This is a genomic window from Solwaraspora sp. WMMD1047 (assembly GCF_029626155.1).
Lineage (GTDB): Bacteria > Actinomycetota > Actinomycetes > Mycobacteriales > Micromonosporaceae > WMMD1047.
In genome coordinates, this window is sequence record NZ_JARUBL010000001.1 from 6,629,685 (window position 1) to 6,650,880 (window position 21,196).

Annotated in this window: 21 protein-coding genes; 5 read left to right on the forward strand and 16 right to left on the reverse strand. The window is 68.5% G+C overall.

Going from position 1 to position 21,196, the window contains the following annotated elements; genetic code table 11:
• Position 1: 1 nt before the first annotated feature.
• The 7 genes from O7627_RS30325 to O7627_RS30355 all read right to left on the reverse strand — a co-directional run bounded on the left by O7627_RS30325 (position 2) and on the right by O7627_RS30355 (position 4,786).
• Positions 2-1,054, reverse strand: coding sequence for a lysophospholipid acyltransferase family protein (locus O7627_RS30325; RefSeq protein ID WP_278096867.1), 1,053 nt, complete (start codon positions 1,052-1,054; stop codon positions 2-4).
• Complete coding sequence (locus O7627_RS30330; protein ID WP_278096868.1) at positions 1,051-2,124, reverse strand: NAD-dependent epimerase/dehydratase family protein; 1,074 nt, start codon at positions 2,122-2,124, stop codon at positions 1,051-1,053. The genes O7627_RS30325 and O7627_RS30330 overlap by 4 nt, the downstream gene beginning before the upstream one ends.
• A gap of 121 nt (positions 2,125-2,245) precedes the next feature.
• A complete protein-coding gene (locus O7627_RS30335) occupies positions 2,246-2,347 on the reverse strand; it encodes an AURKAIP1/COX24 domain-containing protein (RefSeq protein ID WP_007465623.1) in 102 nt (33 codons plus the stop codon).
• A gap of 198 nt (positions 2,348-2,545) precedes the next feature.
• Positions 2,546-2,758, reverse strand: coding sequence for a helix-turn-helix domain-containing protein (locus tag O7627_RS30340; protein ID WP_278096869.1), 213 nt, complete (start codon positions 2,756-2,758; stop codon positions 2,546-2,548).
• A 197-nt stretch (positions 2,759-2,955) separates the two neighbouring features.
• Complete coding sequence (locus O7627_RS30345; RefSeq protein ID WP_278096870.1) at positions 2,956-3,708, reverse strand: hypothetical protein; 753 nt, start codon at positions 3,706-3,708, stop codon at positions 2,956-2,958.
• A 55-nt stretch (positions 3,709-3,763) separates the two neighbouring features.
• On the reverse strand, positions 3,764-4,081 hold the full coding sequence (locus tag O7627_RS30350) for a hypothetical protein (protein ID WP_278096871.1): 318 nt from the start codon (positions 4,079-4,081) through the stop codon (positions 3,764-3,766).
• Between the two features lie 48 nt (positions 4,082-4,129).
• Entirely contained in the window at positions 4,130-4,786 is a 657-nt protein-coding gene (locus tag O7627_RS30355) for a hypothetical protein (RefSeq protein WP_278096872.1), read from the reverse strand.
• A gap of 169 nt (positions 4,787-4,955) precedes the next feature.
• Here O7627_RS30355 and O7627_RS30360 point away from each other — a divergent pair, with 169 nt between their 5' ends.
• Positions 4,956-5,336: a VOC family protein gene (locus O7627_RS30360; RefSeq protein WP_278096873.1), complete on the forward strand. Its 381-nt coding sequence runs from the start codon at positions 4,956-4,958 to the stop codon at positions 5,334-5,336.
• Positions 5,337-5,400: 64 nt separating this feature from the next.
• On the opposite strand, the gene O7627_RS30365 is transcribed toward O7627_RS30360, so the two are convergent.
• From O7627_RS30365 to O7627_RS30385, 5 genes are all read right to left on the reverse strand, one after another.
• Positions 5,401-6,966, reverse strand: coding sequence for a cellulose-binding domain-containing protein (locus O7627_RS30365; RefSeq protein ID WP_278096874.1), 1,566 nt, complete (start codon positions 6,964-6,966; stop codon positions 5,401-5,403).
• A 202-nt stretch (positions 6,967-7,168) separates the two neighbouring features.
• Complete coding sequence (locus O7627_RS30370; protein WP_278096875.1) at positions 7,169-7,390, reverse strand: DivIVA domain-containing protein; 222 nt, start codon at positions 7,388-7,390, stop codon at positions 7,169-7,171.
• Positions 7,391-7,488: 98 nt separating this feature from the next.
• Entirely contained in the window at positions 7,489-9,159 is a 1,671-nt protein-coding gene (locus O7627_RS30375) for a ricin-type beta-trefoil lectin domain protein (RefSeq protein WP_278096876.1), read from the reverse strand.
• Positions 9,160-9,454: 295 nt separating this feature from the next.
• Positions 9,455-10,882: a rifampin monooxygenase gene (gene rox, locus O7627_RS30380; protein ID WP_278096877.1), complete on the reverse strand. Its 1,428-nt coding sequence runs from the start codon at positions 10,880-10,882 to the stop codon at positions 9,455-9,457.
• Between the two features lie 381 nt (positions 10,883-11,263).
• On the reverse strand, positions 11,264-11,668 hold the full coding sequence (locus O7627_RS30385) for a hypothetical protein (RefSeq protein WP_278096878.1): 405 nt from the start codon (positions 11,666-11,668) through the stop codon (positions 11,264-11,266).
• Positions 11,669-11,845: 177 nt separating this feature from the next.
• On the opposite strand from O7627_RS30385, the gene O7627_RS30390 reads away from it, so the two are divergent.
• Positions 11,846-13,240: an IS4 family transposase gene (locus tag O7627_RS30390; RefSeq protein WP_278091547.1), complete on the forward strand. Its 1,395-nt coding sequence runs from the start codon at positions 11,846-11,848 to the stop codon at positions 13,238-13,240.
• A gap of 101 nt (positions 13,241-13,341) precedes the next feature.
• Entirely contained in the window at positions 13,342-14,295 is a 954-nt protein-coding gene (locus O7627_RS30395) for a DUF559 domain-containing protein (RefSeq protein WP_278096879.1), read from the forward strand.
• Between the two features lie 161 nt (positions 14,296-14,456).
• Here O7627_RS30395 and O7627_RS30400 read toward each other — a convergent pair whose 3' ends face one another.
• From O7627_RS30400 to O7627_RS30410, 3 genes are all read right to left on the reverse strand, one after another.
• Positions 14,457-15,629, reverse strand: coding sequence for a phospholipase (locus O7627_RS30400; protein WP_278096880.1), 1,173 nt, complete (start codon positions 15,627-15,629; stop codon positions 14,457-14,459).
• Between the two features lie 496 nt (positions 15,630-16,125).
• Positions 16,126-16,596, reverse strand: a complete 471-nt coding sequence (locus O7627_RS30405) for a hypothetical protein (protein WP_278096881.1) — start codon at positions 16,594-16,596, stop codon at positions 16,126-16,128.
• 74 nt (positions 16,597-16,670) lie between these two features.
• A complete protein-coding gene (locus O7627_RS30410; protein ID WP_278096882.1) occupies positions 16,671-17,816 on the reverse strand; it encodes a phospholipase D-like domain-containing protein in 1,146 nt (381 codons plus the stop codon).
• 169 nt (positions 17,817-17,985) lie between these two features.
• On the opposite strand from O7627_RS30410, the gene O7627_RS30415 reads away from it, so the two are divergent.
• Positions 17,986-18,945: a helix-turn-helix domain-containing protein gene (locus O7627_RS30415; protein WP_278096883.1), complete on the forward strand. Its 960-nt coding sequence runs from the start codon at positions 17,986-17,988 to the stop codon at positions 18,943-18,945.
• A 51-nt stretch (positions 18,946-18,996) separates the two neighbouring features.
• On the opposite strand, the gene O7627_RS30420 is transcribed toward O7627_RS30415, so the two are convergent.
• On the reverse strand, positions 18,997-20,289 hold the full coding sequence (locus O7627_RS30420; RefSeq protein ID WP_278096884.1) for an ATP-binding protein: 1,293 nt from the start codon (positions 20,287-20,289) through the stop codon (positions 18,997-18,999).
• A gap of 429 nt (positions 20,290-20,718) precedes the next feature.
• On the opposite strand from O7627_RS30420, the gene O7627_RS30425 reads away from it, so the two are divergent.
• The gene (locus O7627_RS30425) at positions 20,719-21,192 is read left to right on the forward strand and encodes a hypothetical protein (protein ID WP_278096885.1); all 474 of its coding nucleotides are present in this window, start codon (positions 20,719-20,721) and stop codon (positions 21,190-21,192) included.
• Positions 21,193-21,196: the final 4 nt, after the last annotated feature.

Consider the following 21,196-nt stretch of genomic DNA (forward strand, 5'->3'; position numbering starts at 1 on the left):
CTCACGGCCCGAACGGATCGGGCCGCCGCTCCAGCAGCTTGTGCAGGGTCTGCTGGATGGTCTCCCGGACCTGGTCGGCGAGGTTGAACACGACGAGCGGGTCGTCCGCGTGGTCGGCCAGGCCCTCGGTGGAGATCGGCGGGCAGAACTCGATGAGCCACTTGCTGGGCAGCGGCACCATGCCCAGCGGACCCAGCCACGGGAACGTCGGGGTCAGCGGGAAGTACGGCAGCTTGAGCAGCCGGGCCAGCGGCTTGACGTCGGCGAGCATCGGATAGGTCTCCTCGGCGCCGACGATGGCGGCCGGGATGATCGGCTTTCCGGTCCGCAGGGCGGCCGAGACGAACCCGCCCCGCCCGAACCGCTGCAGCTTGTAGCGGTCGGCGTAGAGCTTCCCGACGCCCTTGAACCCCTCCGGGAAGACGCCGACCAGTTCGCCGCCGGCGAGCAGCCGTTCCGCGTCGGAGTTGCAGGCCATCGTGCCGCCGGTCTTGCGGGCCAGCTCCGACAGCACCGGCACCCGGAACACCAGGTCGGCGCCGAGCAGCCGGAGGTAGCGGCGGGCCGGGTGCTGATCGCGCAGCACCGCCGAGAGGATGAGCGCATCCAGCGCCACGGTGCCGGAGTGGTTGCCGACCACCAGACCGGCGCCGGTGCGGGGCAGGTTCTCCAGCCCGGTCACCTCGGTGCGGAACCAGTCGCGGTAGAGCATCCGCAGGATCGGGTGGAAGACCTGGTCGGTCAGTTCCGGGTCAAAGCCGAACTCGTCCACCTCGTACTGCCCGGAGAGGCGGCGGCGCAGGAAGGCCAGCCCGGCCGCGACCCGCCGGTCCCAGACGTCACCGCGCTGACCAACCGCCGGGCCGCCGGCGGCTGAGCCACCGACCGGTACGACGTCGGAGCCACCGGGCACCGGTCCGGCGCCGGAGCCGCCGGGCAGCCTTCCGGCGCCGGACCGGCCGGTCATCCCCGGGGCGCTGCCGTTCGGGCTGGCCGCGGGCGGGCCGCCGTTGGGGCTGACCGGGGGCGGGCCGCCGTTCGGTTCGGCGGTCATGACCGCTCCCGTACGGTGGCGCGGACCTGCCGGATGCCGTCCAGGATCGCCTGCTCGGCCAGGGCGAGTTGGGTCGGCCCGAGCACCGTCCGGTCGGGGTGGCCGGCGATGAAGTCGTCGAAGGCGGCGGCCGTGGACCGGGGCGTGAAGCCGTACTCGTTGGTCAGCCTGGTGATGTCCACCACCCGGCCGTGCACGAAGAGGTCGACCTGGTCGAGGCTGTAGCGCCCGAAGCCGAGCAGGCGGGCGACGCCGGCGGCCCCGGACAGGCCGGGCTCCAGCACCGGTACGGCGATCCGGCCGGCCCGACGGATCGCCTGGGAGAGGGCGAGCACGCCCGGTCCGGCGACGTTGAAGGTGCCGGGGTGTTCTCCCACCACCGACCGGTGCAGCACCTCCAAGGCGTCGTCGAAGTGCACGAACTGCAGCCGGGGGTCGCGGCCGAGCACGGTCGGCACGACCGGCTGGGCGAAGTAGCGGGTCAGCGTGGTTTCGGCGATCGAGCCGATGAAGGGGGCGAACCGCAACACGGTCGCGGTCACGTCCGGCCGGCGCCGGCGGAAGCCCCGGACGTACCCCTCGATGTCAAGGATGTCCCGGGCGAATCCCCCGCGGGGTACCGCCCGCGGTTCGGTGTCCTCGGTGAAGACCGCCGGGTCGCGGAACGAGGCGCCGTAGGCGGCGGTGGAGGAGCGGACGACCAGCTTGCGCAGCCCGGGCGCCCGTTGGCAGGCGGCCAGCAGCTGCATGGTGCCGATGACGTTCTGCTCCTTCATCGCGGCCCGGCCGCCGTTCTGCTTGTCGGGCGCGGTGGCCAGGGCCAGGTGTACGACCGCGTCGGCGTGCAGGTCGGCGATGATGCTGCCGACCGAGCCGGGGTCGGCCCGGACCCGTTCCACGCCGGTGAGCAGCGGAACCAGCTCGTCGACGGGGTCGGACGGGTCGAGGCCGACGACGCGGCCGACCCGGGGGTCGGCGACCAGGCGCGCGGCGACGTGCGCGCCGAGGAACCGGCTGACGCCGGTCACCACAACGACCCCCGGGGCCCGGGTGGACCGGCCGGAGGTCACGGTGCGCTCCCGACCGGCAGGCGCGGGTCGGTGCCGGCCTGCCGCCACGTCATCACCTGGGCCTGTCGAAGATCGGCAGATCGACGGTGCTGCCACGGGCCGGGCCGGAGCCCGGCCGTGGTCACTTGCCGAGACGGCGACGCTGGACGCGGGTCTTGCGCAGCAGCTTGCGGTGCTTCTTCTTTGCCATGCGCTTGCGGCGCTTCTTGACCACCGAGCCCATACGAAAGCCTCTCCAGTGCGGCGAGCGGGTCGGACCGGGAGCCACCCTGAGGCGCCGCCGGTAACCGAACTGACAACGGACCGGACCCGCCGGGCGGGTGTGGAACGCACCGAGGTGGGGTCACGGTCGTTGTCAAGGGTAGCCTCCGCCGGCCGACCGAACCACAGCGCCCCCGGTCGCGGCCGACCGGAACCGCGGTCAGGCCGATGCCTGGAACGCTCCCCGCAGATAGTCGTGCACCGCGTGCTCGGGCACCCGGAACGACCGGCCGACCCGCACGGCGGTGAGGTCGCCGGAGTGCACCAGTCGATACACCGTCATCTTGGAGACCCGCATGAGCGTCGCCACCTCGGCGACGGTCAGGAACTTCACCTCCGACAGCCGGCCGTCGGACTGTGGTGATCCGGACATGGCTCACCAACCCATCACAGTTCGGCGCGTGCCACCGGCGGGACGCTTCCGGACCGTAGCGACGCGCGTGTTACCAGTACGGTAGCGGGACCGCTGTGACCCGCGCGATCCCTTCGGGCAGTTGATCTCGTCCAGTCAAGTCAACACGCCCACCCGATCGGACAATTCTCCCTTTTTCTGGCAAATCAATCCGCCGGTCAGCCGCGGACCGCCTGCGGCCATTCGCCGCCGGGCAACCGGGAGTGGTCGCTGAGCCTGGCCTGCACGTCGCGGACATTGCCGATCGCGTCCACGAACCGTTCGCCGATCCGCAGCAGGTTGTCCAGGCCGGCCCGGACCAGGTCACCGGTCGCCTCGGCCAGCGCCTCGATCGCCCACGGGATGTCGATGACGGTGCCGATCTCGATCGCGGCCTCCACCAGCTTGCCGGCCAGCGCGGTCACGATCCGAGCGAGCTCGATCGCGTAGTCGACGTTGGCCCGGGCGATCTCGAACAGCCAGCGGCTGATGAAGTCCGCCCGGTCCGCCACCTCGGCCGCGGCGGCCCGCTGCCGGTCGACCTTTGCCGCGTACGCCGTCGCGGCGTCGCCGGTCCAGGCGGCGAAGCGGTCGTCGGCCGGCTCGCCGATCGCCGACACGCACCCGGAGACCGGCATCCGCACCTGCTCCAGCCAGGCGAAGCTGGTGGAGATCAGGGCCAGCACCGGGGTCTGGTGTTCGGCGGCCCGCTCGACCCGGTCGACCACCTCGCGCAGCGCCTCGCGTACCTCGCCCAGTCGCCGCCGGACCCAGAGCAGCACCGGCGGGGCGACGCTGAAGAACCAGCGCCGGACCTGGTCGACGATGTCGTTGAAGGTGACGATGGCCAGCTCGACCCCCGCGTCGATCTGTGCGAAGGCCCGGTTCAACGGCTCCGAGTAGTCGATCTCCGGAAGCTCCGGCTGGCTCATCGTCGGCCTCTCCGCTCTGCTTCGGCACCAGCCAGGTCGGCCCGGCCCGCGGCGCTCACCGCCGGTAGATCCGGTCCAGGTCGACCGCGACCATCGCGTCGGCCTGGTCGTACGCGTCCGCGATCCGGTCGACGGCCGCGCCGAGCTGCTCGAACTCGGTTGTCGCGGCATCGAGCACCACCGTCATGAAGGACCGGAACGTCTCATACGCCTCGGCGTGGGTGGTCATGTTGCCGTCGCCGATGAAGAACGCAGCCGGGTGCAGGGTGAGCCGCCCGGCCGCGCGGCTCGCCGCGCCGGCCTGGTCGGCCAGGCCGCGCCATTTCCGCGCCTCGGCGCGCAGTGGTTCGGTGACGGCGGTGATCTGGGCCATGGGTCGCTCCCTTTGCGGCGGCGGTGTGGCGGTGGGTGGACGGTCGGCTCAGGTGCGGGTGGTCAACTCGGCGGCCCGGAACGCGGCGAGCAGGTCGAGCCGGAGCTGTTCCGGCCCGGCGGCGCCGATCCGCCGCGGGTCGCCGTCGACGGCGGTCAACTGCTGGCCCCGCAGCCGCAGGGTGAGGCAGCCGCGCGGGCTGGCGACCGTCCGTTCCGGCGTGCCGGCGGTGGGGCGACGGCCGGCCAGGTGGTCCAGCTCGGCGCCGAGTTCGTCGAGGGTGGCCCGGGTCCGCCGCGCCCATTCCCGGGGCGCCGGGTCCTCCACAGGGGATCGCTGCCCGATCACCGTCGGGCGCCCGCTTGTCGCGGGCCGATCGGTGCGCAGGGCCGTCCGGGCGGCGAGCTGGTACGTCTTGCGCAGCGCCTCGGCGTACGCCTCGAAGACGGCGGCGGCGAAGCCGGCCACCGCGACCCGCTCCCGCCAGTGGTGGTCGATGTCGACGGTCTCGACCCGCCCGCGCGCGTCGACCTGCACCCGGACCGCGTTGGACCGGTCGGCGCCGTACTGGTGACCGGAGTTCTCGATGCTCGTCGACCCCCACCGGCCAGCGCCGCCCGGGCCGCCGCGGGGGAGCACGCCGGCCCGCGCGGGCGGGTCGGTCGACAGCCGGTCCGGCTCGCCGAAGAAGTCCAAACTGGCCAACGTCGGTCGTCCCTCGCGCCCGTCTCGCGGTTGCATGCCGCCCTCCGACCTCGTTCGCCGCGCCGACATCAGCGCTCCGTGACGTACCTGTCACGACGGAGCAGGACCAAGATACGGGAAGGCCGGCCGGTTGTGGTGTCCGCCGGCGAATTACGGGAAACTCCGGGACATGACCAGCCGCATCGCCGTCGTCGCCATAAATGCCATCGACCCGCCCCGGGTGGCCGAGTTCTGGGCCGCCGCGCTCGGTTGGCGGGTGGTCGAGCAGGACGCCGCCGGGGTGAGCATCGCCCCGGCCGACGCGTCCTGGCCGACCATCGACGTGCTGCCGGTCTCCGAGCCGAAGACCGGCCACAACCGACTCCACCTCGACCTGCGGGCCGACGGCTCGTCGACCGACGAGGAGATCGCCCGGCTGGTGAAGCTGGGCGCCCGCCTGGTGGACGTGGGTCAGCCGGCGGACGCCACCTGGACGGTGCTGGCCGACCCGGAGGGCAACGAGTTCTGCCTCCTGTCTCGCACGGTGCAGGAGGTGCGGTCGGCCTCCTGATCATGCAGGCGGTCCGCCGGCTCCGGGTCTGACCCGGAGCCGGCGGACCAAGGTGGCTAGCGGCTCAGCACCAGTAGAGGGTGGAGTTGACCCGGTTGACGTTGCTGATCGTGTTGTTCGCGCCGCCGCAGGGGTTCTGGCGGATGTTGGTGTTGGTCACGGTCAGGTTCTGGAAACGGATCCCCGACGAGATCGGGAACTCGGTACGGGAGGCGATGCGGACCTCACCACCACCGGTGACCGTGCCGGAGATCCCGGCGATGGTCACGTTGTAGCAGTTCTCGATCAGGATCGCGTTGTTGCCCGTGTTCGTAATCGTCACCCGGTCGATGACCGCGCCGCCGGACTCCGACACGCAGAAGATCCCCCGACCACCACCGGAGGCGATCACGTTACCCACCCGGATGTTCGTCGGATAACCACTGCCGACCCGGCCGTTACGGTTGGCCATCCGAAACGCCGCGTACCCCGTCCCCGCGCCGGCGTTCTGCGCGTCCACCGTCCCCACCGTCGCGTTGATCGTGTCGTTGAGCAGCAACCCCGAATAGCCGGTGTTCCGAGCCGTCACCGTCCCGATCGTCAACCCGTCGACACCGTAGGTCTCCACCCCGTGCGCACCCGTACCCGAGACGTACACGTTGTCGATGCGCACGTTGCGGACCTTCACCGCCCGGTCCCCACCGTGGTTGTCGATCCGCACCCCCAACCCGCTCGACAGCCGCATGTCGATCTGCCCCAACGTCAAATTGTTCACGTTGCGGGCGAAGATCCCATACAACGGCGAACCCGTCAGGGTCAGGTTCTGCACCTCCACATCCGTGGCCCCCCGCGAGTACACCGGCGCGTAGTCACCCGACCCCGAACCGGTCACGTTGATCGTCCCGCACACCGCAAGAGTCGTGTACGACGGCAACGACAACCGCGAACCCGCCGACATCGACCCCGACCCCCGCACCACCACCCGCTGCTTCGACGACCGACCAGCCGACAAACTGTTCACCGCCGCCTGCATCGCCTCAAGCATCCCGCCACCGGTGTAGACCGTGCTCCCACCATTACGGGCCGTCCAGGTACCCCCCGACACCGTCACCTCGGCATTGAACGCACCACTACCACAACCGGTCGTCGGCGGCGGCGTCGTCGGGTTCGGCGGGGGTGTCGTGGGGTTCGGCGGCGGGGTGGTCGGGTTCGGCGGCGGCGCGGTGGTCGGCGCGGTGCCGCCGTTGCAGGTAACCCCGTTCATGGCGAAGCTGGTCGGGACCGGGTTCGTGGTGCCGTTCGACGACCCGTTGAACCCGAACGAGACGCTGCCGCCGGTCGCGATGCTGCCGTTGTAGCCGACGTTCGTCGCCGACACCTGACCGCCGGACTGGCTGTGGCTGGCGTTCCACATCTGGGTGACGGTCTGCCCCGCCGAGAAGGTCCAGGTCAATGTCCATCCATTGACCGGGTCGGCGAGGTTGTTGATGGTCACGCTGGCACCGAAGCCGCCCTGCCACTGGCTGGTGACGGCGTAGTCGACGCGGCAGGCGGTCGCCGCCTGGGCGACGGTGGCGGTGAGCACGCCGCCGGCCATGATCGCGGCGGTGGCGCTGGCGAAGACGGCAAGACGGTGTCGTCTGGTGAACATGACTGGGTCTCCTCAGAGGTACGAGCACGCGGCGGGTCAGGCCCGTCGGTACCGCGACCCGGCATGCCGGTGCGGCTCGCCCTCGACAAGCGTCCACGGATCCGTAGAAACGATTCCGGACTTCGACGGCTGACTATATCAGCCGCCGCTCCGAACCCGGCCTTCGTCGAGCCTGCCCAGGTTCACCCGCGCCAGGAGAGGCTCACCGGCCCAACCGGTTCAACCGATCCCGCATCGCGTCGTCGACCTCGCGGCGATCGTAGCCGCGCAGCCGCGTCCGGAAAGCGGCCGACTGCAACGCCTCGCGGGCCGACGCGCGCAGGCTCTCGCTGCCCGACGCCAGCGCCTCGTCAGCCTGCGCCAGGACTCCGTCGACCTCTTTGATGTCGTAGCCGCGCAACGCGATCATGAAGGGGGAAGACATGTCCGGCAGCCTATCGGCCGGCCGCGACACGGGCCGGCGCCCGGGATGGCGGACCGTCCGCTGACGGTGCCATCCCGGGCGCCGGGTCGATCAGGGTGTCAGGCCCGGCTCCACCGCTGGTTCGCGTTGGAGTGGCAGTTCCAGACGAGCACCGTGGTGCCGTTCGCCGTACCGGCGTTGTTGACGTCCAGGCAGAGCGACGGGAACCGTCCGTTGCTGATGGTCCCGTTGCTGTTGAAGGTCCACTGCTGGTTGGTGCCGCCGTTGCAGTCCCAGATCTGCGCCCGGGTGCCGGCGACCGCGTTGGTCGGCAGGTCCAGGCACTTGCCGAGCACCTGGAGGGTCTGGCCGACCTGGGTGAACCGCTGGTTGGCGTTGGAGTGGCAGTCCCAGATCAGCATCCCCGTACCGTTCGCCGAGTTGTTGTTGTCGACGTCCAGGCATCGGCCGCTGGACTCGCTGCGGAGCCGGAACGTGCTGCTCGGCGGGGGCGTGGTGGTGGGCGGCGGGGTGACGGTGCCACCGCCGCTGACCCGGTAGACGACCGTGCCGTGCGCCGGGACGCTGGCCGAGATGCTGCCGCTGGTGGTGGAGGTCCCGTTGGTCCAGGCGTCGGTGAGGGTGAACGAGCTGCCCGACTTGCCGATCGCCGCCGCGGTGGTGGAGATGGTGGTGGTGGAGTTGCCCTGGTTGAACAGGGCCACCGCGACGTCACCGTTGGCGAGCCGCTTGGCCAGCACCCGGCGGGTCCCGTCGAAGGAGACCTGCACGCCCTGCAGACCGAGGCTGTCCTGGTTGATCGCGATGAGTCGCGGGTTGGTGAGGATCGTCCGGGTGGCCTCGTTCATGTTGCGGATGTCGTTGCCGGCGATCAGGGGTGACGCCATGATCGCCCACATCGCGAAGTGGCTGCGCATTTCGGTGTCGTTCATGCCGCCCCGGCCGACCTCCATCATGTCCGGGTCGTTGAACGCACCCGGCCGCGCGTAACCGGCCAGCGGAACGGTCACGTTGATGATGTTCTGGATACCCATCGGGTAGCCGTTTGTCTGGCCGGTGTCCCAGGCGTTCGTAATGTCCTCTGTGGTGCGCCAGATGTTGGCGACGTCACCCCAGTTGCGCATCGGGCCGGTCTTCTCGTGGATGCTGTTGGAGTTGATGCTGTAGAGAATGGGGCGGCCGGTGGCGGCGAGCGCGTCGCGCATGATGGCGAACCGGTTGACCTGGTCGTTGATGGTGCCGGTCGGCGAGCACCAGTCGTACTTGAGGTAGTCCACGCCCCAGGCGGCGAACTGGCGGGCGTCCTGATATTCGCGGCCGATAGCACCGGTGGCGCCGGGGTAGGAGTCGAAGTACTGGGCGCAGGTCTGGTCCAGCGGCGCCTGGTAGATGCCGAACTTGAGGCCACGGGCGTGGATGTAGTCACCGAGGGCCTTCATGCCGCTGGGGAACCGCCCCGGGTCGGCCTGCAGGTTGCCGGCCGAGTCGCGGTTGGGGTTCATCCAGCAGTCGTCGACGACGACGTACTCGTAGCCGGCGTCCCGCATGCCCGAGCTGACGATGGCGTCGGTCATCTGCCGGATCAGCGTCTCGTTGATGTTGCAGTAGAACGTGTTCCAGCTGTTCCAGCCCATCGGCGGGGTACGACCCACCCCGTTCTCCAACGCCAGGGCCGGCTTCGGCGCGGAGATCGTCTGGACCACGGTCAGGCCGGCTGCCCCCAGCAGCGCGACGCTCAGGGCGGCCAACCATCTCGTACGAACGCGCATTTGAACTCCACTTTTTTTCGGACGACGAATGTCGTGAGGTCGCCCGCCAATTGGGGCCGATTGGCGGGCAGGGGACGGCGAACTTGGTGGTGGAATGGGCGCGGCAAGACACCGCGATACGCATCATTCAGGGGCCGCATGGGGCCCCGATAGGCTGACGTGGAGCTGCCCGGTAGCTCCTTGGGGAAGCTATCATGTGACCGCTCACACAGGCAAGCAAGGGCGTCGATGCATGGCAATCGCTGGCATCAATTTGTCACGCCCCGTATACGGCCCCTCCGAGCCGCCCCGGCGCTCAGCCGACCGGCGCGCCGAACCATCTCGGCAGGTGGCGGAGCAGCTCTGTCTGGTCGTCCCCGGCCCAGGCCACATGGCCGTCCGGCCGCAACAGCACGCCCGGCGCGGCCAGCTCGTCGCCGCCGTCCACGACGTGGTCGACCCGATCCGCCCACCCGCTCACCGAGAGCCCGCCGGTCCGGTCGAGCAGGAGCCCGCGACCACGGTGCAGCAGCCCATAGAGGCGGCCCCGGGTCAGCTCCACGTCGGGCAGTCGCCGGCCGATCAGTTCGTGCCCGTCGCCGAGGTCGTAATGCACCCCGATCGCGGTGATCTTCTCGATCAGGTACCGGTTGACCTCGTCGAAGTCCATCAGATCGGACAGCAGTCGGCGTACCGCCAACGGACCCGGCTCGGGCGTTATCAGCTCGGCCTGCGCGCGGGTGTTGTCCAGCACGTCGGCGGCGACCGGATGCCGTTCGGTGTGGTAGCTGTCCAGCAGCCCGGCCGGCGCCCAGCCGTTGACCTCGGCGGCCAGCTTCCACCCCAGGTTGAAGGCGTCCTGGATGCCCAGATTGAGGCCCTGTCCACCCATCGGCGGGTGGATGTGCGCCGCGTCGCCGGCCAGCAGCACCCGACCCACCCGGTAGCGGTCGGCCTGCCGGGTGGCGTCGCCGAACCGGGACAGCCAGCGCGGCGAGTGCACGCCGAAGTCGGTGCCGGCGTACGCCCGCAGTTGCCGCTTCACCTCGTCGAGGGTCGGCGGCACCGCGCGGTCCTCGGCCACCCCCTCGGCGGGCACGACCACCCGGTACACCCCGTCGCCCATCGGCCCGAGGCCGAACCGCAGGTGGGTCCGGCGGACCTCGGCCACGATCTCGGCGACCTGCTCCGGCGGCGCGGTCACCGCCACCTCGCCCAGCAGCGTGTCGACCCGGGTGGGTTCGCCGGGGAAGCCGACGCCGAGCAGTCTGCGTACCGTGCTGCGGCCGCCGTCGCAGCCGACCAGGTACCGCGCGCGCAGCCGCGTACCGTCGGCCAGCTCGACCGTCACCCCGTCGCCGTCCTGGTCCAGCCCGACCACCGCGCAGCCGCGCCGGATCCGGGCGCCGACCTCGGCGGCGCGCTCGGCCAACAGCCGATCGGTGATCGTCTGCGGGATGCCGAGGACGTACGGATGCGCGGTGTCCAGCCGGTCCGGCGCCGGCTTGGCGATGCCGGCGAAGAAGCCGGCGACCGGGAACTGCCGGCCGAGTGCGAGGAACCGGTCCAGCAGCCCGCGCTGGTCGAGCACCTCGATGCTGCGGGCGTGCAGCCCGAGCGCGCGGACGTACCTGGTCGGCTCCGGCTCCTTTTCGAGTACGACCACCCGCACCCCGTGCAGCCGCAGCTCGCCGGCGAGCATCAACCCGGTCGGCCCACCCCCGGCCACGATCACGTCAAACACGAAAGCCCCCCGATGACTGCCGCCCCGGACCTGTTTCCGCAGCTTCTGGCCTCGGCCGGCAATTCTGCGGCAGCACCCCGGCCTTGCCGCAAGACCCCCCGTCCGCTATATGGTGAGGTTGGCCCGCATCCAGACCACCCGCTCGGGCCACCGCAGCTCGGTCACCCCGCTGGGCCGCCACAGCCAGCTGGCCAGGTCCATCTCGTCGAGGCCGATGCTGGGCGATGTGGCCGCGGGCGTTCATCCGGATCGAATGCCCGGGTGGCAGGTCGATCGGTTCGTGGTTGCGGTAGTCGCGCCAATCCGGAGGAACATGCGAGTCCGAAGGCACGGATGACGCCTGAACACCCGCGCCCTCGCGGGGCGCGCGGCGGCTCGACCTCAGTCCCAGGTCACGGACCAGATCGTCAGGCCGTCCGGGACCGGCGGCACGCCGACATACTCGTCGACCAGGCCCTCGATGACCCCGCTGGACTCCAGCCCGTCGATCCACGCATCGCAGGTGGCCTCGTCGGCCGAGGTGCAGATGGCGACCGCCTCGCCGGCGAGCTCCTCGAACTCCCAGGTCTCCGGGTGCAACTGCACCCGCACCCAGGCAACGTCGTCGCGCTGGTCGATCTCGTGGAACCGTTTCGCCAACTCGGCCAGCGGCGGCCGCCCGAACTCCCACTGGTTGGGGGCGATGGACTCTTCGTTGTCGTTGCCGTCGAAGAACTCCGTCACGCTGATCAGCGGCAGGGCTTCCGTACCACCGGCTCGCCGCTCCAACTCCGCCATCGACATCACGCCACGCAGTCTCCCACCCCCGATTAGCACCCCTGTTGTGAAGGGCTGTTGTCGCTGGGATGCAATGCCAGGAAGTTAAGGGTGTGTCACGTGCCTGAATAAGACGAAGCTCCTGTAGAACGTGGATCGACCAAGATCTAAATTCATACAGGAGCTTCGTTGTCCGGGGATTCTTCCATGGATGCGTTGCCGCGGCTTGGTGCGGGCGCCGCGTGGCAACACATCGGGCTGGGCGTGCTGTCACAGTCGGTGCCGCGAGAGCTCATCGATGAGGCGGTAGCGGCGACCGGAGTCACTCAGCGGCGGGTACGTCTGCTGCCGGCTCGGGTGGTGGTGTTGTTTGTGTTGGCGATGTGCCTGTTCAGTACGGACGGCTACCGGCAGGTGTGGCGGTTGCTGGTTTCGGGCTGGCCCGCGTTGGCCAGGATCACCCCTACCACCTCGGCGTTTTCTCAGGCCCGTCAGCGGTTGGGGGAGGCGCCTCTGAGATATCTGTTCGAGCGGGTGGCCGGGGCGCGGGGCGAGCCGGGCATGCCCGGCGTGTTCGTGGCCGGACGGCGGGTCGTGGCCTGGGACGGCACCAAGCTGCAGACGGCCGACAGTCCCGCCAATGAGGCCGCTTTTGGTCGTGATGCGGGTGGCGGTGGCAACACGGCGGGCTACCCACGGCTGTGGCTGTTGACGTTGATCGAGTGTGGCACGCATGCGGTCATCGGTGCGTCGTTCGGCCGCGAAGCGGAAATGGTCCAGGCCCGCGCCCTGCTTCCCCTGCTACGGGAAGACATGCTGCTCGTCGCTGACCGGAACTTTCACGGCTATGACCTGTGGCGGGCAGCGGAGGCCACCGGCGCAGGACTGCTCTGGCGGATGAAGTCCAACCGCCACCTGCCCGTGGTAAGGGCACTGCCAGATGGATCTTGGATATCAGTCATCAAACCCCCACCAGGGCGGCGGCGGGGCACCGAACCGGTCATCACCGTCCGGGTGATCGAGTACACCGTCACGGTCGCCACCACCAACCGACACGGCGTGACGGCATGCCGGACCGAGCGGTACCGGCTGGTCACCAACCTACTCTGCCCGCAGGACATCACCGCGGGACAGCTGATCGACTGCTACCACCAACGCTGGGAAACAGAGAACAGCTACCAGAACCTCAAGACCCACCAGCGAGGGTCGAAGGTCGTACTACGTTCCCACGATCCCACCGGTGTCCGGCAGGAGATGTGGGCTCATCTCATCGTCTACCAAGCGTTACGGGACCTGATCACCACGACCGCCGCCGAGCATCACCTCGACCCCGACCGACTACCGTTCCTGACCTGCCTACGCCTGGCACGTCGACACGTCATCAACACCGCGATCACCACCAGCCGGGACCTCACCAGCGCACTGATCACGGTCGCTGACGAACTCCTAGACGATCAGACCGGCCCACGCCGGTCACGCTCCAGCCCCCGAGCGGTCAAACGCCCTACCTCGCCCTACCGCGGCAAGAAACGAACCGAACCAGCATCAACCACAGCCACCTACACCACCAACCTCACCAAACCCGGCCCGGAAAGCACTTAACTTCCTGGCATTGCGCTGGGATGACAACGGCGCGTCTCAACAGGAACAAACGGTGAGTGACGGGGCGGCGGCGGGGGGTGGTGGGGTGGTTTTATCGGCGGGTGCGGTTGCCGCGGGATGATGCGAGCGCTCTGGACTGGCTGCTGTTCGAGCAGGCGGGGGTGGTGACGTGGGGGCAGGCGGTGGCCGAGTTGGGGCCGTCGCGGGTGCGGCACCTGCTCGCCACCGGCCGCTGGCAACGTCTCTGCCGAGGCGTGCTGGCCAGCGGAACGGGACCGCTGACCCAGGATGCACAGTGGTGGGTGGCTGTGCTCGCCGCGGGTGAGAGGGCCGTGCTGGCGGGCCTGACCGCCGCGCTCGCCGGAGGGCTCAAGGGCTACTGGCGGCGGCAGGTGATCGACGTCCTCGTTCCCTATCCCCGGCACGCGAGCCGGCTGCCGCGTACCTTCTCTTTCGAGCTGCCGGCGGTGAAGGTGCGCCGCACCAGGCACCTGCCCGACAGCGACCTGCAGTTCGCGCGCCCGATGCGCACGACGATGGCCCGCGCGCTTGTCGACGCCGCGCAGTGGGCCGAGAGTGACCGCGATGCGCAGGGAATGTTGGCGGCGGGCTGCCAGCAGCGCAAGGTCACACCGGACGAGATAACGCAGGTGCTGGACCGGATGCCGCAGATTCCCCGCCGGACGCTGATCAGGCGGACGGTCGAGGACATCGCCGGCGGAGCGCACGCGCTTTCCGAGATCGACTTCATCCGGCTCTGCCGCCGCCACGGGCTCCCCGAGCCCAGCCGGCAGGAACGCCGCAAGGACGGGCAGGGCAGGAACCGCTACCTGGACGCGTACTGGCGCCAGTGGCGGCTGCACGTCGAGATCGACGGCGCGCACCACATGGACGCCCGCCAGTGGGCCGCCGACCTGCAGCGGCAGAACGAGGTCTGGCTGACCGGCGACCGCATCCTGCGCTTCACCGCCTTCGACGTCCGCAACCGCCCCGACTACGTCATCACCCAGATCCGCACCGCCCTCCTAGCCGCCGGCTGGCGCCCCCCGCAGTAGCCAAGGGTGTTGAGACGTTCTGTCGTCGTCCCAGCGACAACGCAGCGTCTCAACACCTCGCCAGCTGGTGGTTCCGTGATCAGCGACGCCCCGGTGCACGGGTGGGGCCGGGCGCGGCCTCGTCGTGCACCGGGGGTCGTTGGGAAGGGTGGGGTTGTGGGTCAGGCTGACTGGGTCTTGGCGGCAGCGGAGTCCGGCATGAGTTTGGCGGCCTCGGCGATTTGTTCGTCGGTGACCTGCACGCGGCCGAAGATGACGGTGGCCTCGTAGTAGAGCCAGGCCAGGGCGTAGCAGGGCGGCTGGAGTGCCGCCTCGTACCCGGCGCAGACCCGCTTCAGGTCCTCGTAGAAGGCGGAGTCGAGGCGGGGCTTGTTCTCCGGGAACCGCTGGGCCGCCTTGTAGTTGCGGTAGCCGAAGTCGTGGCGGATGCAGGAGCGTTCGAAGGAGAAGCCGAGCGGGTTGTCCGGCGCCCAGGTGCAGTAGTCGTGGGACCAGTCGAACTGGTAAGCCGCGTACGCGGCCTGGTTCTGCCGGGCCGAGTGGAACGCCTGGGAGCTGCTCTCGCTGATCTGCGTCCAGCTCGCCAGCAGGTCCAGCCGGCCCGGGGCGAGGCCGGTGGCGAACCCGCCGGTGCCGACCGCCACCGACACGTAGGTGGTGCCGACGCCGTAGCAGGGGCTCAGGTAGCGGTGCCCGGCCGGCAACGCGAAGCAGCCGGCCCAGGTCGCGCCGTTGAGGGTCTGCAGGCCGATGTCGAACCCGACCTCCATGACGGCACCGCCGTCGTAGACGGCGCCATCGATCAGCACCGCCCCGAGGCTGTATCCGTAGTAGCCGTTGTAGAAGGTGAAGGGAGTGGCGACGGAGACGACCTGACCGTCGTACGGGGAGCCGGCGGTCCGTTCGAGCAGGTACGCCTGACCCGCTCCGGCGAGGTAGAAGTTGCAGACGATCTCGGCCAGGTAGTCAATCCGCACCATCAGGCCGCTCTTGCTCACGTACCCGCTGATGTAGGGCGTGCATCCGGCGGCCTGGGGCGCGGCGGCGACCATGCGCACCGCGGACCCCGCGTCCAGCTCCAGCACGGCGGTGTCGCCCTTGTTCATTGTCGATCGCGGACCTGCGGGCCGCTTGGCGCCGTCCGCCTTCGTGGCGGTGAGGCCGTCCACCTTGACGGCCGTCCGGCTCGGCGGGGCCGGGGCCGCCCCCGGGTCCGCCGGTGCCTGGGCGTGCGCCGGCAGGGCGGTACCGACCGCCCCGAGCAGCACCACCGCGGTCGCCACCGTCGACGCCAATGCCCGGCTGACCATCCGGGCGGTTCTCGTCCGTCTCATGCCTGCTCCATCCCTGGTGTCGGTCAGGGCAGGCTCTCAGTCCTCGTTGGACAGAAACTGGACTCCGGCTGGACGCGGATCCGGCCGGCAGACGCTGAACCGTCAGGCGTCCCAGCGCTGCGTCACGCCGGACAGCCGGGAATCAGCGGACGGGTCCTCGAAGTGCCGCGACCGTGTGAGAGGTCCCGAAGTCAACGCCCAGCCGCCAGCCCGCCGCAGCCATGGCAGGACCACGCGAGCCAGATGGACTGGGCGGCATCATAGGATCGGAGAATATCGTTCGCCCACCAGATCCGGCGGGTAGTCGACTGTGGCTGGTCAGCGCCGTCCTGGACTGTGGCGGCGGCTTGCGAGCGAAGTCGCGCGAGTCCTGGTCGTGTCCAGGCCGACGCTGACCAGCCTGCTCGAGATGGTTCGATCACGTCACACAAGGTGAGCACTCATCGGAGAGTCGCCTTGCAGGAACCTACTGACCTACCGTCGCTGGGGCATGGGGTCAGAATTGCGGGTCGAGCCGACTGACCCAGTTGACCGTCCCGCCGAGCGGAAGCGCGAAGTAGTAGAGCCCCGATGAGGGTACGTAGACAGTTTGATAGTTCGTATTTTCCGGGTCAAGGTAGCAGTACGTGTAGTAGTTACTGTCGCCTATACCGGGATTGCCAGTGCCATTGATGTGGCAGCGCCAGTTGTACCAACCGGCCGCCAGATAGATCGTCCTTTCAGGGCCAACGCTGCTCCCCGAGAGTGAGATTGTCGCATCCCACAGGTAGGTGCCGGATGCCAAGTAGATGCGCCGGGGTGCGCTGACTGGCAGGGGCGCGTTGCCTGTCGACTGAGGCGCAAGATAGATCGACCGGGAGATCGTGGCGGTCTCCGCGGCCTGAGCAGGAGTGGACACAGCCATCAGCGTTGCTCCCACCGCTACTACGACGGCCGTCGCTTTGGCTACAATACGCTGCCATTTCATCTCCAGTCTTCCCTTCGGGGTTCGCCTTTGTGATCCTTCTAGGTAGAGCTTGCTTCTAGATTCCCGGAGCAGCACTAATCGGCATCACATTGCCCCGGGGAGTTCCACTGTTGGTTGAACTGGTCGATGTACCGGTTGGTGACCCATCCGTTGATGATTCGCAACATCGCGTCGTTGGCTCGGTCGTTTGAGTTCTCGCTCAGGTTGTATGAGCCGACGAACACCGCCTTCCGCCACTCTCCCGCATACTTCGCGTCGATGAGGACCAGCTTGTTGTGGTTGTAGCCGTCGCAACGAGCGGGCAACGCGTACCTCGACACGATGTACATCTGACTGGTCTTCTGGACGATGATCCTGACGTCACACCCGAGTGCGCGCAGCCGCCCCAGTTCGATGAACACGTTCTGGGAGAACGACGATTCGTCGATGTGGCTCGCCTGCACCCAGACCCGGTTGTTTCCGCTCGTACATTCGGTGACGTTGCGAAGGACGCCTGGCAGCGGCTGTTTGGTGGGTTGCGGGAAGAAGTAGGCCCGGGAGTTGCCGTTGCTGCCATAGTGGTTCTTGGCGTCGTCGTCGTTCCAACTTACTCCTTCCCAGGTCCAGCTCCTGGCGTACAGCCGGCGCCAGTAGTTGACATAGGCCGAGAACAACTCGGTGTCGTCGCGGACGATCAGCATGTTCTGCGCATGCATCGCCTGGTTGGCGTCCAGGTTCGACGAGGTCTGCAACACCAGCCTGGTGTCGCCCTTCTTGATCGCGATGAACTTGTTGTGCATGGCACCCCGCTCGGGCGGCATGCAAGAATCTCTACACTGGACGAGGTCGATGTCGACGTCTTTATCTTCGAACTTCGCCACGATCCCCGAATCGACATGTTCCGTGCCCATGACGATGCGAACGCTGACGCCCTTCTGCTTGGCGCGGACCAGCGCATCAGCGACCTCCTCACCGTGGCCGGACTTCCGCCAGGCGAACATCGCGACCCGGATGTAGTCACCGCTCTGCGCCGCGTTGGCAGTCGCGTTGATTTTCGCGATCATCTTTCGGGCGATCAGCGTGTCCTCTGCGGCGCCGCCGAAGATGGAACAGACCTCGTAGTTCCCCTGCTCGTTGCATACGCCGGCCGCGGCCTGAGCAGGAGTGGCCACGGCCGTCAGCGCTGCCCCCGCTGCCACTACGAACGCTGTCGTGTTGGCTACGATGCGCTGCCATTTCATCGTCGAACTTCCCTCCTGGACGCGAAATATCTCGGACCGTTGTCCCGAGCAACAATTCTCGGTCCACAGACCCGGCCTGTCGTTAGCACAGAGCGCACGGTTGTACTCCTGCGGCGCACATCGACGGATCTCTCGCTATGCTGTAGCCGCACCGAGGGAAGCGGGGGCCATGATCACTGTGTTCGACGGCGCCACGATCGCCGCACGAGAACGCTTGGATGCCTGGCGTGACATCACCAGCACCTTCCTGATACCGACGGCCGTCGACAGCCCGAAGCCGGAGGCGTTCACCGCGCAGCTCCGCGTCATGCCGTTCGGCGACGCGCAGCTGGCCTCCATGGCGTACACGTCATTGTCATCACGACGATCGCCAAGGGATATTCGCAGGTCAGACCCGGAGTACTACCAACTCGCTCTCGTCCGGGCTGGTTGCCAGATTATCGAACAGAACGACAACAGCTCCGTGCTGGCCGGCGGGGACCTGGTCCTCTACGACAGCTCCCGGCCCCTCAGGACGATGTTCGATGCAACCTCACCGGCGGAGACCGTGCAACTGCACTTCCCCAAGAGGATGCTTCCGCTGCCCGCTCATCAGGTCGCCGACCTGTGCGCTACTTCGCTGCTACCCGGAGCCGAAGTCGTCGGCCGCCCGTTAGCAGCCTTCCTCGCCTCTCTGGCCGCCTGCCGGACCCACTGCACCGACCGTGATGCGCTGCGCCTGGAGACCATCATGGTGGACCTCACCACCGCGGTACTCGCCCACCACCTGGAACGCAAGAATCCCCCGCTGCGCTCTGCCACGCACACCCTCTACCTGCGCATCATCGCCTTCATTGAGGAGAACCTGCACCGGCCGCAGCTCCGTCCCACCATGGTCGCCGCTGCCCACCGCATCTCCCTGCGCTACCTGCACCGCATCTTCCAGCAGCACCACCTGGTCAGCGTCGCCACCCACATCCGCACCCGTCGCCTGGAGCGGGCCGGCCGTGACCTGGCCGACCGCCGTCTCGACCACCTCACCATCGCCACCATCGCCCGCCGCTGGGGCTTCAGCCGCCCCGCCGAATTCAGCCGCGCCTTCCAGCGCCACACCGGCATCCCACCCCGCGACTACCGCAACAACACCTGACCCAGATAGCCGTGGCCGTGGGGGAAGCGATTCTCAGCTTCCGTGCCTTGATCAAGGCGCCGCTCCATAAAGGTCGTCGAGCCCTACCGTCCGTACCCGTTCCCCGCCACCAAGGAGACCGGGCTCAAAGCCGGCGCCGCTGTAGCAGGTCAACACGGTGTCGCGGGTGTCGTAGCCGCGGCCGGCGAGCAGGTCGCGAGCCCGCCGTAGCCGGTCGACGTGCCGCGCCCCCATCACCTCGCCCCACTTCACCTCGCCGAGTGAGAGCAGCCGCCGCCGCTCCCCCGGTACCGCCGGCGCGAACACCGCGACATCCACCTCGATCTGACGCCGCCGCTGCGGATCGGCCACCACCCCCGCCCCAACCTCACCCGGCAACGCCCCGAACAGCTCCGGCGGCGCGTTCAGCGCGTACTCCCGGCACAGCCGCTCGAAGTGCGGCCCGACAACCTGCGCCGCGAACCGCGACCGCGCGTCCCGCCACACCAGCTCGGCCCGCCCGCTCTCCAACTGCCCCCACTGCGGTCGCATCACCACCTGATAGAAGGTGATCAGCGGCTCCGCAATCCGGTACACCGCCCGCCCGGACCGGAACACGTCCGGCTCCCGCACCAGCAGGCAACTGTCCTCCAGGACGTTGAGGTGATGGCCGATGTCGGCCGCCTTACGCCCGATGTAGCCGGCGATCCCGCCCCTGGTGTTGTTCCCGGCGGCAACGGCGGCCAGCACCGAGTGATACAGCGCGGTGTCCCGGACGTCAGCCTCCTCCGCCAACAGGTGCAGCGCCTCCCGGAACAACGCCGTGGCCGGGCTGAGCACGGTTCGAATGAGCCAGTCGTCGAAGTCGCCCAGGTCGCCCGGCGCGTCGTCACCCACAAATCGCCGGTACGCCGGAGTGCCCCCAACCACGGCGTGATGCAGTACGGCCAACCGTGGATCGGTCAGCCCCCAGAACTGGGCGGTGAGCAGATAGTCGAACGGCCGGATGACGAGTTCCAGGCTGGCCCGCCCCCGCAGCGGCGCCGACCCGGCAAGCAGCCCGCCCATGACGGACATCGCCGACCCGCAGAGCAGCAGGGACAGTGACCGCTCGGCCGACACCGCCCGATCGATCTCCCGTTGCAGGATCGAAGGCAGCGCCGGCTCAACCTTGCTGAGGTAGGGAAACTCGTCCAGCACGATCGGGCCGGGCCGCTCGTGCGGCGCACACAGGTAGGTGATCGCCTCGTCCCAGTCGCCGAACCGGACGGGCGCCGTAACGCCCAGCCAGGAAGTGAGCGCCTGGGTGAAAGAGCCGCAACGACTCCGCCGCCGTGGCCTGGGTGGCCCCGAAGTAGAGCCCACCGGTCTCCCGGGTCAGGGCCTCCAACAGGTACGTCTTGCCCTGCCGTCGCCGCCCGCTGACCACCCCCAGTTGCGGCCCCGCCCGCTCAACGAACACCGCAAGCGGCCGCCACTCGAAGTCGCGGTCAAAGATCCGGTCGGGCTTGACGATCAAGCGAACCCCTAGAGAACGAGGAGCCATGTCGCCGAACGCGCACACATACACACGAAGGCCTGGGTCCTCAACTGTCTCGGGTAAGAAGGAAAGTGTAGGAACAGGACCTGTGGAACCTCAAGTCTTCGACGGGATAACTACACATCCGGCAGATCCGAACGATCGACCATGCGGAGGCCAAGACCTCTTGATCAAGCTACATCTTGATCAAGAAACCACGACGGCACATGGGAGGTGCCGAAGGTGAGTTTTTATCAGCTACTATGATGCGCGTCATGGCCAAGGACATCCAGCCCGGCACGCCTCGTATCGAGATCGCCGTGCTGCGTGCAGAACAAGCCGAGCTTCGGGCCGACCGCGCAGAACTACGCACTGCTGAGGCGATGCTTCGAATCAAGGATCTTGAGGCAGACCTCACCAGAGCCCGCGATGACAACCTTGCGAAGCAGCGCTACACGCGGTACCAACTGTGGAGCCGCGGAATCAACGGCGCAACCTATGCCGCAATTGTCGCTGTTGCATATTTCCCCCTTACCGCAGCCGAGGGCGTAATCACGCGTTTGATCGCAAGTCCGACAGCCATCCGTACCGATACATACATATCGATTGCGTTCGCTCTCGCTGTCGTAGTAGTCTTGGGTGTTGTCGGCGTGCAGAGTCGGCTGCGCAAGCGCAAGATCAAGAGCCAGCGCGAGCGGCTGGAACGGTTGGAACGCGAGCTGGACGATCTACGCAGGAACCGGGGGTGAGCGC

Bases quoted from the DNA above. Each gene is read 5' to 3' on its own strand.
- O7627_RS30350 (WP_278096871.1), bottom strand. From the start codon at position 4,081: ATGGCCCAGATCACCGCCGTCACCGAACCACTGCGCGCCGAGGCGCGG.
- O7627_RS30325 (WP_278096867.1), bottom strand. From the start codon at position 1,054: ATGACCGCCGAACCGAACGGCGGCCCGCCCCCGGTCAGCCCCAACGGC.
- O7627_RS30425 (WP_278096885.1), top strand. From the start codon at position 20,719: ATGGCCAAGGACATCCAGCCCGGCACGCCTCGTATCGAGATCGCCGTG.
- O7627_RS30405 (WP_278096881.1), bottom strand. From the start codon at position 16,596: ATGAAATGGCAGCGTATTGTAGCCAAAGCGACGGCCGTCGTAGTAGCG.
- O7627_RS30375 (WP_278096876.1), bottom strand. From the start codon at position 9,159: ATGCGCGTTCGTACGAGATGGTTGGCCGCCCTGAGCGTCGCGCTGCTG.
- O7627_RS30335 (WP_007465623.1), bottom strand. From the start codon at position 2,347: ATGGGCTCGGTGGTCAAGAAGCGCCGCAAGCGCATGGCAAAGAAGAAG.
- O7627_RS30340 (WP_278096869.1), bottom strand. From the start codon at position 2,758: ATGTCCGGATCACCACAGTCCGACGGCCGGCTGTCGGAGGTGAAGTTC.
- O7627_RS30410 (WP_278096882.1), bottom strand. From the start codon at position 17,816: ATGAAATGGCAGCGCATCGTAGCCAACACGACAGCGTTCGTAGTGGCA.
- O7627_RS30345 (WP_278096870.1), bottom strand. From the start codon at position 3,708: ATGAGCCAGCCGGAGCTTCCGGAGATCGACTACTCGGAGCCGTTGAAC.
- O7627_RS30415 (WP_278096883.1), top strand. From the start codon at position 17,986: ATGATCACTGTGTTCGACGGCGCCACGATCGCCGCACGAGAACGCTTG.
- O7627_RS30360 (WP_278096873.1), top strand. From the start codon at position 4,956: ATGACCAGCCGCATCGCCGTCGTCGCCATAAATGCCATCGACCCGCCC.
- O7627_RS30400 (WP_278096880.1), bottom strand. From the start codon at position 15,629: ATGAGACGGACGAGAACCGCCCGGATGGTCAGCCGGGCATTGGCGTCG.
- O7627_RS30365 (WP_278096874.1), bottom strand. From the start codon at position 6,966: ATGTTCACCAGACGACACCGTCTTGCCGTCTTCGCCAGCGCCACCGCC.
- O7627_RS30370 (WP_278096875.1), bottom strand. From the start codon at position 7,390: ATGTCTTCCCCCTTCATGATCGCGTTGCGCGGCTACGACATCAAAGAG.
- O7627_RS30390 (WP_278091547.1), top strand. From the start codon at position 11,846: ATGGATGCGTTGCCGCGGCTTGGTGCGGGCGCCGCGTGGCAACACATC.